Annotated in this window: 13 protein-coding genes; 3 read left to right on the top strand and 10 right to left on the bottom strand. The window is 59.4% G+C overall.

Annotation, left to right across the window (positions count from 1 at the left end):
* Positions 1–83: 83 nt before the first annotated feature.
* The 3 genes from ACOYXJ_RS05870 to ACOYXJ_RS05860 form a co-directional block, all read right to left on the bottom strand.
* Complete coding sequence (locus tag ACOYXJ_RS05870) at positions 84–1,442, bottom strand: 8-oxoguanine deaminase (RefSeq protein WP_460368408.1); 1,359 nt, start codon at positions 1,440–1,442, stop codon at positions 84–86.
* 270 nt (positions 1,443–1,712) lie between these two features.
* Positions 1,713–2,396, bottom strand: a complete 684-nt coding sequence (locus ACOYXJ_RS05865) for an SDR family oxidoreductase (protein ID WP_150795724.1) — start codon at positions 2,394–2,396, stop codon at positions 1,713–1,715.
* A 25-nt stretch (positions 2,397–2,421) separates the two neighbouring features.
* Positions 2,422–2,772 carry a MerR family transcriptional regulator gene (locus ACOYXJ_RS05860; RefSeq protein WP_460368405.1) on the bottom strand — a complete coding sequence of 117 codons (351 nt, stop codon included), beginning with the start codon at positions 2,770–2,772 and terminating at the stop codon, positions 2,422–2,424.
* A gap of 83 nt (positions 2,773–2,855) precedes the next feature.
* Here ACOYXJ_RS05860 and ACOYXJ_RS05855 point away from each other — a divergent pair, with 83 nt between their 5' ends.
* Positions 2,856–3,290 (top strand): hypothetical protein, encoded by a 435-nt coding sequence (locus ACOYXJ_RS05855; RefSeq protein ID WP_460368403.1) that lies wholly within the window; start codon positions 2,856–2,858, stop codon positions 3,288–3,290.
* A 40-nt stretch (positions 3,291–3,330) separates the two neighbouring features.
* Here ACOYXJ_RS05855 and ACOYXJ_RS05850 read toward each other — a convergent pair whose 3' ends face one another.
* From ACOYXJ_RS05850 to ACOYXJ_RS05820, 7 genes are all read right to left on the bottom strand, one after another.
* Complete coding sequence (locus tag ACOYXJ_RS05850; protein WP_150652457.1) at positions 3,331–4,257, bottom strand: ABC transporter permease; 927 nt, start codon at positions 4,255–4,257, stop codon at positions 3,331–3,333.
* Positions 4,257–5,363: an ABC transporter permease gene (locus ACOYXJ_RS05845; protein WP_460368400.1), complete on the bottom strand. Its 1,107-nt coding sequence runs from the start codon at positions 5,361–5,363 to the stop codon at positions 4,257–4,259. Before ACOYXJ_RS05845 ends, ACOYXJ_RS05850 begins: the two co-directional genes overlap by 1 nt.
* A 12-nt stretch (positions 5,364–5,375) precedes the next feature.
* A complete protein-coding gene (locus ACOYXJ_RS05840; protein WP_150795728.1) occupies positions 5,376–6,923 on the bottom strand; it encodes an ABC transporter ATP-binding protein in 1,548 nt (515 codons plus the stop codon).
* A gap of 608 nt (positions 6,924–7,531) precedes the next feature.
* Positions 7,532–8,113 carry an IMPACT family protein gene (locus ACOYXJ_RS05835; protein WP_460368397.1) on the bottom strand — a complete coding sequence of 194 codons (582 nt, stop codon included), beginning with the start codon at positions 8,111–8,113 and terminating at the stop codon, positions 7,532–7,534.
* Between the two features lie 7 nt (positions 8,114–8,120).
* Positions 8,121–8,771 carry a TetR/AcrR family transcriptional regulator gene (locus ACOYXJ_RS05830; protein WP_016987357.1) on the bottom strand — a complete coding sequence of 217 codons (651 nt, stop codon included), beginning with the start codon at positions 8,769–8,771 and terminating at the stop codon, positions 8,121–8,123.
* Between the two features lie 88 nt (positions 8,772–8,859).
* Positions 8,860–10,248 (bottom strand): uracil-xanthine permease family protein, encoded by a 1,389-nt coding sequence (locus tag ACOYXJ_RS05825; protein WP_460368395.1) that lies wholly within the window; start codon positions 10,246–10,248, stop codon positions 8,860–8,862.
* A gap of 121 nt (positions 10,249–10,369) precedes the next feature.
* Positions 10,370–11,290, bottom strand: coding sequence for a LysR family transcriptional regulator (locus tag ACOYXJ_RS05820; protein ID WP_102901587.1), 921 nt, complete (start codon positions 11,288–11,290; stop codon positions 10,370–10,372).
* A 138-nt stretch (positions 11,291–11,428) separates the two neighbouring features.
* Between ACOYXJ_RS05820 and aptA the strand changes: the two genes are divergently transcribed.
* Together aptA and ACOYXJ_RS05810 are read left to right on the top strand one after the other, a co-directional pair.
* A complete protein-coding gene (aptA, locus tag ACOYXJ_RS05815; RefSeq protein ID WP_034154752.1) occupies positions 11,429–12,778 on the top strand; it encodes an omega-aminotransferase AptA in 1,350 nt (449 codons plus the stop codon).
* A 76-nt stretch (positions 12,779–12,854) separates the two neighbouring features.
* On the top strand, positions 12,855–14,348 hold the full coding sequence (locus ACOYXJ_RS05810) for a CoA-acylating methylmalonate-semialdehyde dehydrogenase (protein ID WP_460368392.1): 1,494 nt from the start codon (positions 12,855–12,857) through the stop codon (positions 14,346–14,348).
* The last annotated feature ends 279 nt before the right edge of the window (positions 14,349–14,627 follow it).

Genomic DNA, 14,627 nt, shown 5'->3' with positions numbered 1-14,627 from the left:
GCGGTGGGTCAATCAACAAAAATGTTGCCTGACATTCCCTCTTCGCGAGCAGGCTCGCTCCCACAGTTTTGAACGGTGGTGGATCAGGTGCCGGCGATCAACTGGCGTGCCGCCTGGCTGTGATCGGCGATCAGGCCTTTCAGATCCAGCCCTTCAACCTGGCCATCCACCACACGCCACTTGCCACCAATCATCACCCGATCCGCACGATCCGCGCCGCACAACAACAGCGCCGAAATCGGATCATGGCTGCCGGAGAAGCGCAGCTCATCGAGCTTGAACAACGCCAGATCCGCCTGCTTGCCCACGGCAATCTCACCAATATCGGTACGGCCCAACAAGCTCGCCGAACCCTTGGTCGCCCAGCCCAGCACACGTTCCGGGGTGATCTTCTCGGCGCCGTAACGCAGGCGCTGGATGTACAGCGCCTGACGCGCTTCGAGAATCATGTTCGACGCATCGTTGGACGCCGAGCCGTCCACACCCAGACCAAACAACGCACCCGCGTCGGTCAGATCGATACTCGGGCAGATGCCGGAAGCCAGGCGCATGTTCGAACTCGGGCAATGGCAAATACCGGTGCCCGCCTGGCCGAGGCGAGCGATTTCGTCCGGGTTGAAATGGATGCCGTGGGCCAGCCAGGTGCGCGGGCCGAGCCAACCGACGCTGTCGAGATAATCGACGGTGCGCAGGCCGAAACGCTGCAGGCAGAAATCTTCTTCGTCGAGGGTTTCGGCCAGATGCGTGTGCAGACGCACGTCGAGCTTGTTCGCCAGTTCGGCGCTGGCCGACATGATTTCCGGGGTCACCGAGAACGGCGAGCACGGTGCCAGCGCGATCTGGATCTGCGCGCCGTCGCCACGTTCGTGGTACTCGTGAATCAGGCGCTGACTGTCGTCGAGAATCACCTGACCTTCCTGCACGGTCTGCTGCGGAGGCAGGCCGCCGTCCTTCTCGCCGAGGCTCATCGAACCGCGAGTGAGCATGGCGCGCATGCCCAGTTCACGCACGGTTTCGACTTGCACATCGATGGCGTTTTCCAGACCGTCCGGGAACAGGTAGTGGTGGTCGGCAGCGGTGGTGCAGCCCGACAGCAATAGTTCAGCCAAAGCGACTTTGGTGGCGAGCGCGAGTTTTTCCGGTGTAAGGCGCGCCCACACCGGGTACAGGGTTTTCAGCCACGGGAACAACGGCTGATTGACCACTGGGGCCCAGGCGCGGGTGAGGGTTTGATAGAAATGGTGGTGGGTGTTGATCAGGCCCGGCAGGATCACATGCTCGCGGGCATCGAACACTGCATTGCACGGCGCCGACGGCTGTTGGCCGGCAGCCAGCACTTCGACGATGACACCGTCTTGCACGACAAGACCGCCACGGGCATCGAGCTCGTTGGAGGTGAAAATGGCGAGGTGATTTTTTAACCAGGTACGGGTCGCGGGCATGTTGCCGGCTCCTCTGAAAATTGGGTTCAGGGTTGCCAGCTCAGTGATGCCCTGTCTGCTGATCCAGGGTCGCCGCGGGGGACGAGGTGCGCAGTTTCAAACAAATTGCCACGCCGGGCAAGCCCAACCCGACCATTCACCACATACCCCTGTGGGAGCGAGCCTGCTCCGGGCGGCGTTCCGACGAAGGCGTCGTATCAGTCGATACATCCATTGTCTGACACACCGCATTCGCGAGCAGGCTCGCTCCCACATTGGGATCTTCAGTGTTTACCAGGGAATCGTTTCGCCCTTGTAGTTGATGAAGTGATGCCCGCCCTTGCCGGTGTACGCATTCACCTGATCGACCAAGCCACGGGTGCTGGTTTCCACGTCAAGGTCAGCCCCTTCACCACCCATGTCGGTCTTCACCCAACCAGGATGCAACGACAACACGGTCATTTTCTGCTCGCCCAATTGCGTGACAAAACTGTTGGTCATCGAATTCAGCGCAGCCTTGCTCGCTTTGTACAACGCCAGCTCCGGCGCGTCCGGCACGGTCACGCTGCCGAGCCCGGAACTCATGAACGCCAGCACGCCGCTGCCGTCACGGATCTGCCCGACAAAACGCTGGGCCAGATTGATCGGTGCCACCGCGTTGGTGAAGAACAACTGACCGACTTCGGCCAATGTAGCGCCGCCCGGGGTCTGATCGGCCGGGCCTTTAACCCCGGCGTTGACGAACAGCAAATCAAATGTTTCGCCCTTGAGCTGTTGGCTCAAAGCGATCACCGCTTGCTGATCGTCCATATCGAGCTTCTCGATCCGCACCTTGCCTAATGCTTGAAGCGCATCGGCATTGGCAGGGTTGCGCACGGTGGCGGTGACTTGCCAGCCGTCGGCCAGCAGGGTTTTCACCAGACCGAGGCCAAGGCCCCGGGAGGCGCCGATGATCAGTGCGTTTTTTGCAGACATGAGGGGCTTCCTTGATGGATGAGGATCATGGATTCAATGGACAGGCCTGACCGAGGCGAAGTTGCAGCTCCTGCCGCAGTACGTCGAGTTCGCGCATTCGGGTTTCGATCAGTTGCAGTTTGTCGCGCAGCAACTGCGCCACGGCGTTGTCCGGATCGGGCGCGTTCCACAACGCGGCAACGCTGTCACCGATCTCGCCGAGGCTAAATCCCAGACGCTGCGCAGTCTTGATATAGAGCACCAGTTGCACCATCTCCGGCGGATAGTCGCGATAACCGTTGGCACTGCGCTGCGCCGCAATCAACCCGCGTTGCTCATAGAAACGCAGGGTGTCACGGCTGACGGCGTTGGCCTGGGCTAATTCACCGATGCGCATGGCAGGTCTCAAAAAGGCTATTGACCCTGGAGCATACTCCAGGCTTTACCGTGCTTGCTCCCTGAATTTCCGGAGCATGGATAATGTGGACTTCAACGCAGTATCGCAACGTGGTGCGCGGCAGCGCCTGGTATGACTTGGTTGTCACGGCAGCGTTTGCCACGCCGTGGAGTTTTGCCGTTTTGCATGGTTTTTTGACCGCGCTGAATTTACCCGGCGAACTGCCGCCGTTTCAGCCTGTGCACATGTTGATGGCGAATCTGTTGGGGTCAGTGGTGTGCGTGTGGGCGGTGCTGCGGATTCGTGATCCGCAGGCGCTTTATGGAAGGTATGACGCGGTGGCGCGGTTTCTGTTTGCGGCTTGGCAGGCGTATGCCTTGTTGCACGGCGCCAGTTCGATTCTGATTGTTTTCCTGGTCTTCGAACTGGCGTGGGGCATTGCTCAGGTGTTGCCTTTTGAAAAGCCATCGCGAGCAGGCTCACTCCTACAAGGGAATTGTGAACCCGATCCAATGTAGGAGTGAGCCTGCTCGCGATAGGGCCAACAAGGTCAACGCATCAATGCCCCGCCTGCCAAGGCTGCCCCAACGACACCGGCGCATACAACCGCGTCCGCAGCGCATCCCGCGACAACAGCACCAACACCACTATCGTCGCAACATACGGCAACATCGCCAGCAGACTCGACGGAATCGCCAGCCCCAACCCCTGCGCCACCAAATGCAGGATGCTGGCGAGGCCAAAAAGATACGCCCCAAGCAACAACCGCCACACCCGCCAACTGGCAAACACCACCAGCGCCAAGGCGATCCAGCCTCGCCCGGCAGTCATGTTTTCCGCCCACATCGGCGTGTACGCCAGCGACAGATAGGCCCCGGCCAGCCCGGCCATCGCCCCGCCAAACAGCACCGCCAACGTGCGCACGGTCAACACCGGCAAGCCCATCGCACTGGCCGCATCCGGGTTCTCACCCACGGCTTGAATGATCAGCCCGACACGACTTTTGATGATCACCCACGCCACCAGCGCAAACAGCGCGAACGACAGATACACCAGCAGATCCTGGGCAAACAGCATCCGCCCGATCAACGGAATTTCACTCAGATAAGGAATCGCCCACGGCTCAAAACCGGCCAGCGGTTTACCCACCCAAGCCGCGCCGACAAAGGTCGACAGCCCGACACCAAAAATCGTCAGCGCCAACCCGGTCGCCACCTGATTGGCGTTGAACACCAGCGCCACCAAGGCAAACAGCGACGACAACAACATGCCGGCCAGCATCGCCAACAACACGCCCAGCCACAGATTGCCGCTGTTCAGCGCGACGATAAAACCGATCACCGCGCCAAACAGCATCATCCCTTCCTGGCCAAGATTGAGCACGCCGCTCTTCTCGCAGATCAGTTCCCCCAGCGCCACCAGCAACAACGGCGTGCCGCAACGCACCATGGCGTAGAAAATATTGCTCAACAGATCGATATCCATCACAGCGCTCCGGCGGTTTCGGCAGTAGTCGAGGTGCGCTTCACCCAGCGCAGGTTCAGGCGTGGCCGATAGAGGATCAGCACGTCACTGGCGAGCAGGAAAAACAGCATCATTCCCTGGAACAACTGGGTGATCGCCTGCGGCAGGTTCATCGTCATTTGCGCGCTCTCGCCACCGATATACAGCAGCGCCATCAACAGACTCGAAAACAGAATCCCGATCGGATTCAGGCGCCCGAGAAACGCCACGGTAATGGCCGCGTAGCCATAACCCGGCGACACCTGCGGCACCAACTGGCCGATCGGCCCGGTGACTTCGCAGACACCCGCAAGCCCCGCCAATCCGCCGCTGATCAACAGCGCCAGCCAGATCAAACGCTTCTCGCGAAAGCCGACAAACCCTGCGGCACGCTTGTCCAGCCCGAGCACTTTGATCTGGAAACCGACAAAGCTTTTCTGCAACAACACCCACACCGCGACCAGTGCGAGCAGGGCGAAATACACCCCGGCATGCACGCGGCCATCCTCCATCAGCAGCGGTAAACGACTGGCGTCGCCGAACATCGCCGACTCGGGAAAGTTGAACCCGGCGGGATCTTTCAGCGGCCCGTGCACACAGAACAGCAACAGGTTCAGCGCGATGTAATTGAGCATGATGCTGGTGAGGATTTCGTTGGCGTTGAAGCGCGTGCGCAACCACGCGGTCAGGCCGGCCCACGCCGCGCCGGCGAGGGTGCCGGTGAGCAGAATCAACACCAGCGCCCAACGGCTTTGCATGTCTATGATGTTCACCGCCAAGGCGCTGCCGGCGAGGGCGCCGAGGAGTAATTGGCCTTCGGCGCCGATGTTCCAGATTCGCGCCTGATACGCCACGGCCAACCCGAGTGCGCAAAGCAGAATCGGCAGCGCTTTGACCAGTAATTCGGAGACGCCATACAAGTCGCTGACCGGTGCGATCAGTAGCGTGTGCAAGGTTTGCAGCGGGTCATGGCCGAGGGCGATAAACAGCAGCGAGCCGCAGCCAAGCGTCAGCGCCGCTGCCAATAGCGGCGAGCACCACAGCATCAGGCGCGATTGCTGGCCACGGGGTTCGAGGGAAAGCAGCATGTTGAAACTCCGTTAAACCGTGGCGGCTGAAGGTGCGTGGTCGAACTGGCCGGCCATCCAGCCGCCGACATCGCTAAGTTGGGTATCGGTGGTGTTGTGCAGCGCCGACAAACGTCCACCGCACAACGCGCCGAGGCGGTCGCTGATCTGGAACAGTTCGTCGAGGTCCTCGGAAATCACCAGAATCGCCGCGCCGGCATCGCGCAATGCGATCAGTGCACGGTGGATGGTTGCGGCGGCGCCGACGTCGACGCCCCAGGTGGGATGCGCAGCGATCAGCAGTTTCGGTTGCTGGAGAATTTCCCGGCCAAGGATGAATTTCTGCAGATTGCCGCCGGACAAACTGCGCGCGGCGGTTTGCGTGTCCGGGGTTTTCACGCCGAAACGCTGAATGATCTGTTGGGCGAGGGCTTCGACTTTGCCGCGTTCAATCAAACCGTGGCTGACCAAGCCTTGTTGGAACGCGGTAAGCAGAGCGTTATCGGCCAGACTCAATTCCGGTACCGCGCCGTGGCCGAGGCGTTCGGCAGGCACGAACGCCAAACCCAGTTTGCGACGCGCATCGGGACGTAAGTCGGCGACGTGTTGCTCAACGAAGCGAATGGTTGCCGCTTCGACCCGAGGCAAGGTTTGTTCACCACTGAGCAGGGCGAGCAACTCATCCTGACCATTGCCCGCGACCCCGGCGATACCGACGATTTCACCGCTGCGTACTTGCAGATTAATGTCCGCCAAAGAGCAACCAAACGGGTCCGGGTTATGCCAACTCAATCCGCTCACCCGCAAAAAAGCCGCGCCGCCGCTGACCTTCGGATAGTCGCCAATCAACGCCGCCGCTTCCCCCACCATCATCTGCGCCAATTGCTGATCCGAACATTCGGCAGGCACGCAATGTCCGGCGACACGCCCGCCGCGCAGAACCGTCGCGCTATGACACAACGCGCGCACTTCACCAAGCTTGTGGCTGATAAACAGAATGCTGCAGCCTTCGGCAGCGAGGCGACGCAGGGTGATGAACAATTCCTCGGCCTCCTGCGGTGTCAGTACCGAAGTCGGTTCATCAAGGATCAGCAGGCGAATGTCCTGCATCAGGCAACGAATGATCTCCACCCGTTGCCGCTCGCCGATCGACAGGCTGTGGACAAGTCGTTCCGGCTCCAGCGCCATGCCGTAACGGCGCGACACTTCGCGAATCTTCGGCTCCAGTTGTTTCGGCGTGCCGGCCGCCGCACCCATCGCCAGGGCAATGTTCTGCGCCACGCTGAGGGTTTCGAACAGCGAGAAATGCTGGAACACCATGCCGATGCCCAACTGCCGCGCCTGGGCCGGATTACGGATGTTGATCCGTTGTCCTTGCCAGAGCATCTCCCCGGCATCGGCTTGGGTGACGCCGTAGATAATCTTCATCAACGTACTTTTGCCCGCACCGTTTTCCCCGAGCAGGGCGTGAATTTCACCGGGCGCGATGCTCAGGTCGATGGCATCGTTGGCCAGACAACCGGGATAACGTTTGCTGATCTGGCGCAGTTGCAGGCGCGGGGTTGCAGGAGCAATGGACATGACAGGCTCGACTTGCTTGGAGTTGTGCCTGTGGATAAAGCAATTTCCTGGCCATTGAGTCAGGAACGCGAGCGGGCCGCATGTGCGAGTACCTGAGGCAGAGCATTGCCTTCAAAATGGGCTGGGCTCACGGCACCAATTCAGAGCAAAGCCGTTGATCGGGCTCCAGTTTTGCCCGCTGACAACTGATCAAAAAACGAGCAAACCCCTGTGGGCTAGGCGGGACCTGCGACTGCGCCAGCCATGAACGGGTTATCCACAGGTTGCTCCACAGTTATTGTGCGCAAGCTGCAAACCCGGGCATAAGCACTGCGGTGCTTTCTTCTAATGGTGATAAACCGCGCTAACTGACTGTTTCTGTTTGGAAATTTCGTTTCGTCGGGTGAATTGAACGAAAAGTGAACAAACCGCGCAAAGCCGCGTGACAGAAGGGTTACAGCAGAATGTACTCAGGTTATCCACAGTCGGGTGCACAGCAGATGTGGGCAAGTCTGTGGAATAAGGAAAATCGGCTCCGCCCCAAAAGATCGCAGCCTTCGGCAGCTCCTACAGGGGGAACGCATTTCAAGTGTAGGAGCTGCGGAACGCTGCGATCTTTTGATCTTGCTTCACCGCTGCAACAAAATCCGCCCACGACTCAAATCGGCTAGCTGCGTTTGCAAGACCTCGATCTGCGCTTCCCCCACAGCCAACTTCAATTCAACGCCGTTTGCCGTGAAGTTTTCTTCGACAACCAATCCACCCAGATCCGCCACCCGCAACTTCACCAGCGCCAACTCGGCAAACCCGCACGCACAACTCAACGGCACCCGGCTGATCAACTCGACCTTGGCCGCCGTTTGCAGGCACTTGTTCGCGCCACCGCCATATGCCCGGGCCAAACCGCCCGTACCGAGTTGAATGCCGCCGTACCAACGGATCACCAACACCGCGACCTGATCGCAATCCTGCGCTTCAATCGCCGCCAATATCGGTCGCCCAGCAGTACCACCCGGTTCGCCATCGTCATTGCTGCGATATTGATCGCCGAGTTTCCACGCCCAGCAATTGTGCGAGGCGTTGAGATCGCTGTGCTGTTCGAAAAACGCCTGCGCCTCGGCAGGGCTGCCGATCGGCGTGGCGAAGGTGATAAAGCGGCTTTTGCGAATCTCTTCGCGGTATTCGCAAAAACCGCTGAGGGTGAAAGGCATAAACGTCTTAAAGAGGAGGAGTGAGGCCGCAGCCTTTGAGAATGATGCGGATCAGGTTGTTGCCGGCGTCTTCCATGTCTTGCTTGGTCAACTTGCTGCGACCGCTGACGCGACAGATCTGCGTGGCGAAGTCGGCGTAATGCTGGGTGCTGCCCCACAACAGGAAGATCAGGTGCACCGGATCGACCGGGTCCATTTTGCCCGCATCGATCCACGCCTGAAACACCGCCGCGCGGCCAGTGAACCAGGCGCGGTAGTCCTGATTGAAATATTCCGTCAGGCATTCGCCGCCGCTGATCACTTCCATCGCAAAGATTCGCGAGGCCTGTGGCTGACGACGGGAGAATTCCATCTTGGCGCGGATATAGCGAGTCAGCGCTTCGGCCGGATCGTCCTCGGCGGTGAGCGTATTGAAGGTGCTGTCCCACAGCTCGATGATGTTGCTCAGCACCGCCACGTACAAACCGAGTTTGTTGGTGAAGTAGTAATGCAGGTTTGCCTTGGGCAACCCGGCATTCTGGGCGATGGTGTTCATGCTGGTGCCTTTGTACCCGTGACGGGCGAACTCGTCTTCGGCGGCTTTGAGGATGGTCTCTTCGTTCTTCTGACGAATGCGGCTGGCGGGTTTGCCGCCATGGGCTGGGACTTCAAAGGTCATAGGCACTTCCGGGTTTGTCTGTGGGTGCAACCAGTTGCGTTGATAGCGCACCCACAGGCATCCGACAAGTCCTTGCGCGATAAAACCGTTACGCCTGTTCGATCTTGTTCAGCGAAGCGTGCGCTTCAGCGGCCTCGGTTTTCGATTCCGGCAGCAGCAGGCACAGGACGATTGCGGTCAGGCCACCGCTGGTGATCGCTGAATCAAACAGGTTCTGCACCAGTTTCGGCAGCAGGTGCAGCAGGTTCGGTTGTGCGGCAATGCCCAGGCCAACGCCGAACGACGTGGCGATGATCAACATGCTGCGTCGATCCAGCGGCGACTGCGCGAGGATGCGCACTCCGGCCGCAGCCACCGCGCCGAACATCACCAGAGTCGCGCCGCCCAATACAGGTTTCGGAATCTGTTGCAGCACCGCGCCGATCATCGGGAACATACCGAGACAAAACAGGATTGCGCCGATGTACAACCCGACGTAGCGGCTGGCGACGCCGGTCAGCTGGATCACGCCGTTGTTCTGCGCGAACGTGGTGTTAGGGAAAGCGCTGAACGTGGCGGCGATCATGCAGCTCACGCCATCACCGAGCACGCCACCGCGCAGGCGGCTTATATAAGAAGGGCCGCTGATCGGCTGGCGGGCGAGCATGCAGTTGGCCGTGAGGTCGCCGACGGTTTCGATGGTGCTGATCAGATAAATCAGCGCGACCGGCAGGAAAGCCGTCCAGTCGAAGCTGAATCCAAACTTGAATGGTGTAGGAAAACTCACCAGTGGCAAGTCAGGCAACGGTTGCGGCACCAGTTTCCCACTGAACCACGCGGCCAGGCTGCCGAGCAGCAAACCGATGATGATTGCCGACAAGCGCACCCATGGCGTATTGGATCGGTTGAGCAGAATGATCGTCAGCAACACAAACACGCCCAGCGCCAGATTGCCCGGCGCACCGAAATCCGGCGCATTGAAGCCGCCGCCCAGGTCGGTAATGCCGACCTTGATCAGGCTGATGCCAATCAGGGTGATAACGATCCCGGTCACCAGCGGAGTCACCACGCGACGCAATTGACCGATGAAGCGGCTGAGGACGATCTGCACGATTGCGCCGAAAAAGCACACACCGAAGATCATTGCCAGAATGTCTTCCGGGCTGCCGCCACGTTGCTTGACCAGAAACCCCGCCGACAGCACCGCACCAAGAAAAGCAAAACTGGTGCCTTGCAGACAGATCATTCCCGCGCCAATCCCGAATGGCCGCCGCGCCTGAATAAAGGTGCCGACGCCCGAAACCATCAACGCCATGCTGATCAGGTACGGCAAATGCGCGGTCAACCCGAGCGCCGAGCCGATCACCAGCGGCGGGGTGATGATGCCGACGAAACTGGCGAGCACGTGTTGCAGCGCCGCGAGTGTTGCGGCGAGTGGTTTGGGGCGGTCGTTGAGGCCGTAGATCAGGTCGCTGGACGGTGCGGAATCTGGCTGCATGGCTTAAGGCTTCTTGTTGAAGGATCGAGGTTGATCCTGCTTTGCAAAAAGCTGTCCACTTGCTCAGGTTATTTGTTGAATTTGTTGCTAAGGCCCAACGCTGGCGGGCCTCTGAAGATTTTCAGCGCGTCGCCGCCAGACTCTCCAGAAAGCTCTCCAGCACCAAATGAGGGCGCCGGCCCTTGCGCGTGACCGATGCCAGACTCAAATCGTAAAACCGCGTTCCTGCTTTCAAAGCACGCAAACGCCCCTGCTGCACCCAAAGACTGGCGTAATGATCCGGCAAATATCCAATATAACGCCCGGTCAAAATCAGAAACGCCATGCCTTCACGGTCGGAAGCACTGGCCGTGCAATTGAGCGCCTGGTAATGCGCCTGAATCTCCGCCGGCAAACGGAACGTCGGCGCAATCGCGTCCTGACTGTTAAGGCGTTCGTCATCGAGCTGTTTGTCATCGACGTAAAACAGCGGATGACCCACCGCGCAATAAAGCAGCGAACGCTCGCTGTACAACGGCTGATATTCCAGTCCCGATAACGCACTGGCCTGCGGTACCACCCCAACATGCAGGCGCCCATCGAGCACGCCTTGTTCGACTTCATTCGGCGCAATCATGCGGATCTGGATCTGCACATCCGGCCCGCGTTCCTTCAACTGCGCGAGGGCGTGAGTGATGCGCATGTGGGGGAGGGTGACGAGGTTGTCGGTCAGGCCGATGATCAACTCGCCACGCAAATGCTGGTGCAGACCGTTGACCTCGGTGCGGAAACTTTCCAGCGCACTTAATAGTTGCAGCGCCGATTGATACACCTCGCGACCTTCTTCGGTCAGCGAAAACCCCGCGCGACCACGCTGACACAGACGCAAACCGAGGCGCTGCTCCAGATCGCTCATCTGTTGGCTGATCGCCGAGCGACCGATGCCGAGCACGGTTTCCGCCGCCGAGAAGCCACCGCATTCCACCACGCTGCGAAAAATCCGCAGCAAGCGAATATCAAAGTCACTGACCTGGGCCAGCGGATCGGGGCGGCGGCTGCTCATCTTATTGTTCTCATTGTTTAGCAAAGTTCTAACTGAAGGTTAGAAGAGTTGAATTTCACCGACTTTATCCGCGTGGCAATTTAGCTGCAACAACGCTTTTTATCTCCCTGACGCTTATGCCCTGCGAGGTTTTGCCCGATGAACATGCCTGAAAACGCGCCGTCGCCACTGGCCAGCCAACTGAAGCTGGACGCGCACTGGATGCCGTACACCGCCAACCGTAACTTTCAGCGCGACCCGCGTTTGATCGTTGGTGCCGAAGGCAGCTGGCTGATCGACGACAAGGGCCGCCGGGTATATGACTCGCTGTCTGGCCTGTGGACTTGTGGCGCTGGCCACACCCGCAAGGAAATTCAGGAAGCTGTCTCGAAACAGTTGGGCACCCTCGATTACTCGCCGGGCTTCCAGTACGGCCACCCGTTGTCGTTCCAGCTGGCCGAGAAAATCACCGAGCTGACCCCGGGCAACCTCAACCACGTGTTCTTCACTGACTCGGGCTCCGAGTGCGCCGACACCGCGGTGAAAATGGTTCGTGCCTACTGGCGCCTGAAAGGCCAGTCGACCAAAACCAAAATGATCGGCCGTGCCCGTGGCTACCACGGCGTGAACATCGCCGGCACCAGTCTTGGCGGCGTCAACGGCAACCGCAAGCTGTTCGGTCAGGCGATGATGGACGTCGATCACCTGCCGCACACGCTGCTGGCCAGCAACGCTTTCTCCCGTGGCATGCCGGAGCAGGGCGGTATCGCTTTGGCCGATGAGCTGCTGAAGCTGATCGAACTGCACGACGCTTCGAACATCGCCGCCGTATTCGTAGAACCTATGGCCGGTTCCGCCGGCGTACTGGTGCCGCCGCAGGGTTACCTGAAGCGTCTGCGCGAAATCTGCGATCAGCACAGCATCCTGCTGGTGTTCGACGAAGTGATCACCGGTTTCGGTCGTACCGGCAACATGTTCGGCGCCGACACCTTTGGCGTGACCCCGGACCTGATGTGCATCGCCAAGCAAGTCACCAACGGCGCGATCCCGATGGGCGCGGTGATTGCCAGCTCCGAGATCTACCAGACCTTCATGAATCAGCCGACGCCGGAATACGCTGTGGAATTCCCGCACGGCTACACCTACTCGGCACACCCGGTGGCCTGCGCCGCAGGTCTTGCAGCACTCGATCTGCTGCAAAAGGAAAACCTGGTACAAAGCGTGGCGGAAGTCGCGCCGCATTTCGAAAACGCTCTGCACGGTCTGAAAGGTTCGAAGAACGTGATCGACATCCGTAACTTCGGCCTGGCCGGTGCGATCCAGATTGCCCCGCGTGACGGTGACGCCATCGTGCGTCCGTTCGAAGCGGGCATGGCGCTGTGGAAAGCCGGGTTCTACGTGCGCTTTGGCGGCGACACCCTGCAGTTCGGCCCAACCTTCAACAGCAAGCCGCAAGACCTCGATCGTCTGTTTGACGCGGTCGGCGAAGTGCTGAACAAGCTCGACTGATTTTTCCTTCTATATATACCTACAAAAACGGGCACTCCTTAACGGGGGCCCGTGGACAAGAATTCAGGAGTTTTCGATGAGCGTTATCCCGCATTTGATCAATGGCGAACTGGTGACCGAGAACGGTCGCGCGGTTGATGTGTTCAACCCGTCCACCGGTCAGGCTATCCACAAGCTGCCACTGGCCAGCCAGGCGACCATCCAGAAAGCCATCGATGCCGCCAAGGCTGCGTTCCCGGTCTGGCGCAACACGCCACCGGCCAAACGTGCCCAAGTGATGTTCCGCTTCAAGCAATTGCTGGAGCAGAACGAAGCGCGCATCTCGCAATTGATCAGTGAAGAACACGGCAAGACTCTCGAAGACGCCGCCGGTGAACTGAAGCGCGGTATCGAGAACGTCGAGTTCGCCTGCGCAGCGCCAGAAATCCTCAAGGGTGAGTACAGCCGCAACGTTGGCCCGAACATCGACGCATGGTCGGACTTCCAGCCGCTGGGCATCGTTGCCGGGATCACCCCGTTCAACTTCCCGGCCATGGTGCCGCTGTGGATGTACCCGTTGGCGATCGTCTGCGGCAACTGCTTCATCCTCAAGCCGTCCGAGCGTGATCCAAGCTCGACACTGCTTATCGCTCAGTTGCTGCTGGAAGCCGGTTTGCCGAAAGGCGTGATGAGCGTGGTTCACGGTGACAAGACTGCGGTGGACGCGCTGATCGAAGCGCCGGAAGTCAAAGCGCTGAGCTTCGTTGGTTCGACGCCGATTGCCGAGTACATCTACGCCGAAGGCACCAAGCGTGGTAAGCGCGTTCAGGCACTGGGCGGCGCGAAGAATCACGCTGTGCTGATGCCGGATGCCGATCTGGATAACGCGGTTAGCGCACTGATGGGCGCGGCTTACGGTTCCTGTGGCGAGCGCTGCATGGCGATTTCGGTTGCCGTTTGTGTAGGCGATCAAGTGGCCGATGCGCTGGTGGCGAAACTGGTACCGCAGATCCAGGCGCTGAAAATCGGTGCCGGCACTTCGTGCGGTCTGGACATGGGGCCACTGGTCACCGGACAGGCGCGCGACAAAGTCAGCGGTTACGTTGATGACGGTGTGGCGGCGGGCGCGACCCTGGTGGTCGACGGTCGTGGTTTCAGCGTGGCCGGTCATGAAGAAGGCTTCTTCCTCGGTGGCTGCCTGTTCGACAACGTCACTCCAGAAATGCGCATCTATAAAGAAGAGATCTTCGGCCCGGTCCTGTGCATCGTTCGCGTGAACAGCCTGGAAGAGGCAATGCAACTGATCAACGATCACGAATACGGCAATGGCACCTGCATCTTCACCCGTGACGGTGAGGCGGCGCGTCTGTTCTGCGACGAGATCGAAGTCGGTATGGTTGGCGTCAACGTGCCGCTGCCGGTGCCGGTGGCTTACCACAGCTTCGGCGGCTGGAAGCGTTCGCTGTTTGGTGATCTGCATGCGTATGGTCCGGATGGTGTGCGCTTCTATACCCGTCGCAAGGCGATCACTCAGCGCTGGCCGCAGCGTGCCAGCCATGAGGCTTCGCAGTTCGCGTTCCCTAGCTTGTAAGTAGAAGAGCAATGCAATGAAGGCCGACCCTCGGGGTCGGCCTTCGTGTTTCCGGGGTTTTTTGACCGATGTGACAGAATTATGAAAATAGGTGTTGACGGCAGATTTCAGATGTCTATAATTCGCCCCACTTCCGGCGCAGTCGAAACGGAAAACTCCTTGAGATTCAATGAATTATGTAAGTTTCGGCAGCAGGTAGCTTCAGGTTATCGAAGCTAAAAGGAGGCTGAAAAAGAGGTGTTGACAGCAGCGTGTAACGCTGTAGAATTCGCCTCCCGC

The sequence above is a fragment of the Pseudomonas sp. Tul2A7 genome, from assembly GCF_054790505.1.
This window is presented reverse-complemented; position numbering and strand designations above follow the sequence as displayed.

Bases quoted from the DNA above. Each gene is read 5' to 3' on its own strand.
- ACOYXJ_RS05865 (WP_150795724.1), bottom strand. From the start codon at position 2,396: ATGTCTGCAAAAAACGCACTGATCATCGGCGCCTCCCGGGGCCTTGGC.
- ACOYXJ_RS05810 (WP_460368392.1), top strand. From the start codon at position 12,855: ATGAGCGTTATCCCGCATTTGATCAATGGCGAACTGGTGACCGAGAAC.
- ACOYXJ_RS05840 (WP_150795728.1), bottom strand. From the start codon at position 6,923: ATGTCCATTGCTCCTGCAACCCCGCGCCTGCAACTGCGCCAGATCAGC.
- ACOYXJ_RS05870 (WP_460368408.1), bottom strand. From the start codon at position 1,442: ATGCCCGCGACCCGTACCTGGTTAAAAAATCACCTCGCCATTTTCACC.
- aptA (WP_034154752.1), top strand. From the start codon at position 11,429: ATGAACATGCCTGAAAACGCGCCGTCGCCACTGGCCAGCCAACTGAAG.
- ACOYXJ_RS05820 (WP_102901587.1), bottom strand. From the start codon at position 11,290: ATGAGCAGCCGCCGCCCCGATCCGCTGGCCCAGGTCAGTGACTTTGAT.
- ACOYXJ_RS05845 (WP_460368400.1), bottom strand. From the start codon at position 5,363: ATGCTGCTTTCCCTCGAACCCCGTGGCCAGCAATCGCGCCTGATGCTG.
- ACOYXJ_RS05835 (WP_460368397.1), bottom strand. From the start codon at position 8,113: ATGCCTTTCACCCTCAGCGGTTTTTGCGAATACCGCGAAGAGATTCGC.
- ACOYXJ_RS05825 (WP_460368395.1), bottom strand. From the start codon at position 10,248: ATGCAGCCAGATTCCGCACCGTCCAGCGACCTGATCTACGGCCTCAAC.
- ACOYXJ_RS05860 (WP_460368405.1), bottom strand. From the start codon at position 2,772: ATGCGCATCGGTGAATTAGCCCAGGCCAACGCCGTCAGCCGTGACACC.
- ACOYXJ_RS05830 (WP_016987357.1), bottom strand. From the start codon at position 8,771: ATGACCTTTGAAGTCCCAGCCCATGGCGGCAAACCCGCCAGCCGCATT.
- ACOYXJ_RS05855 (WP_460368403.1), top strand. From the start codon at position 2,856: ATGTGGACTTCAACGCAGTATCGCAACGTGGTGCGCGGCAGCGCCTGG.
- ACOYXJ_RS05850 (WP_150652457.1), bottom strand. From the start codon at position 4,257: ATGGATATCGATCTGTTGAGCAATATTTTCTACGCCATGGTGCGTTGC.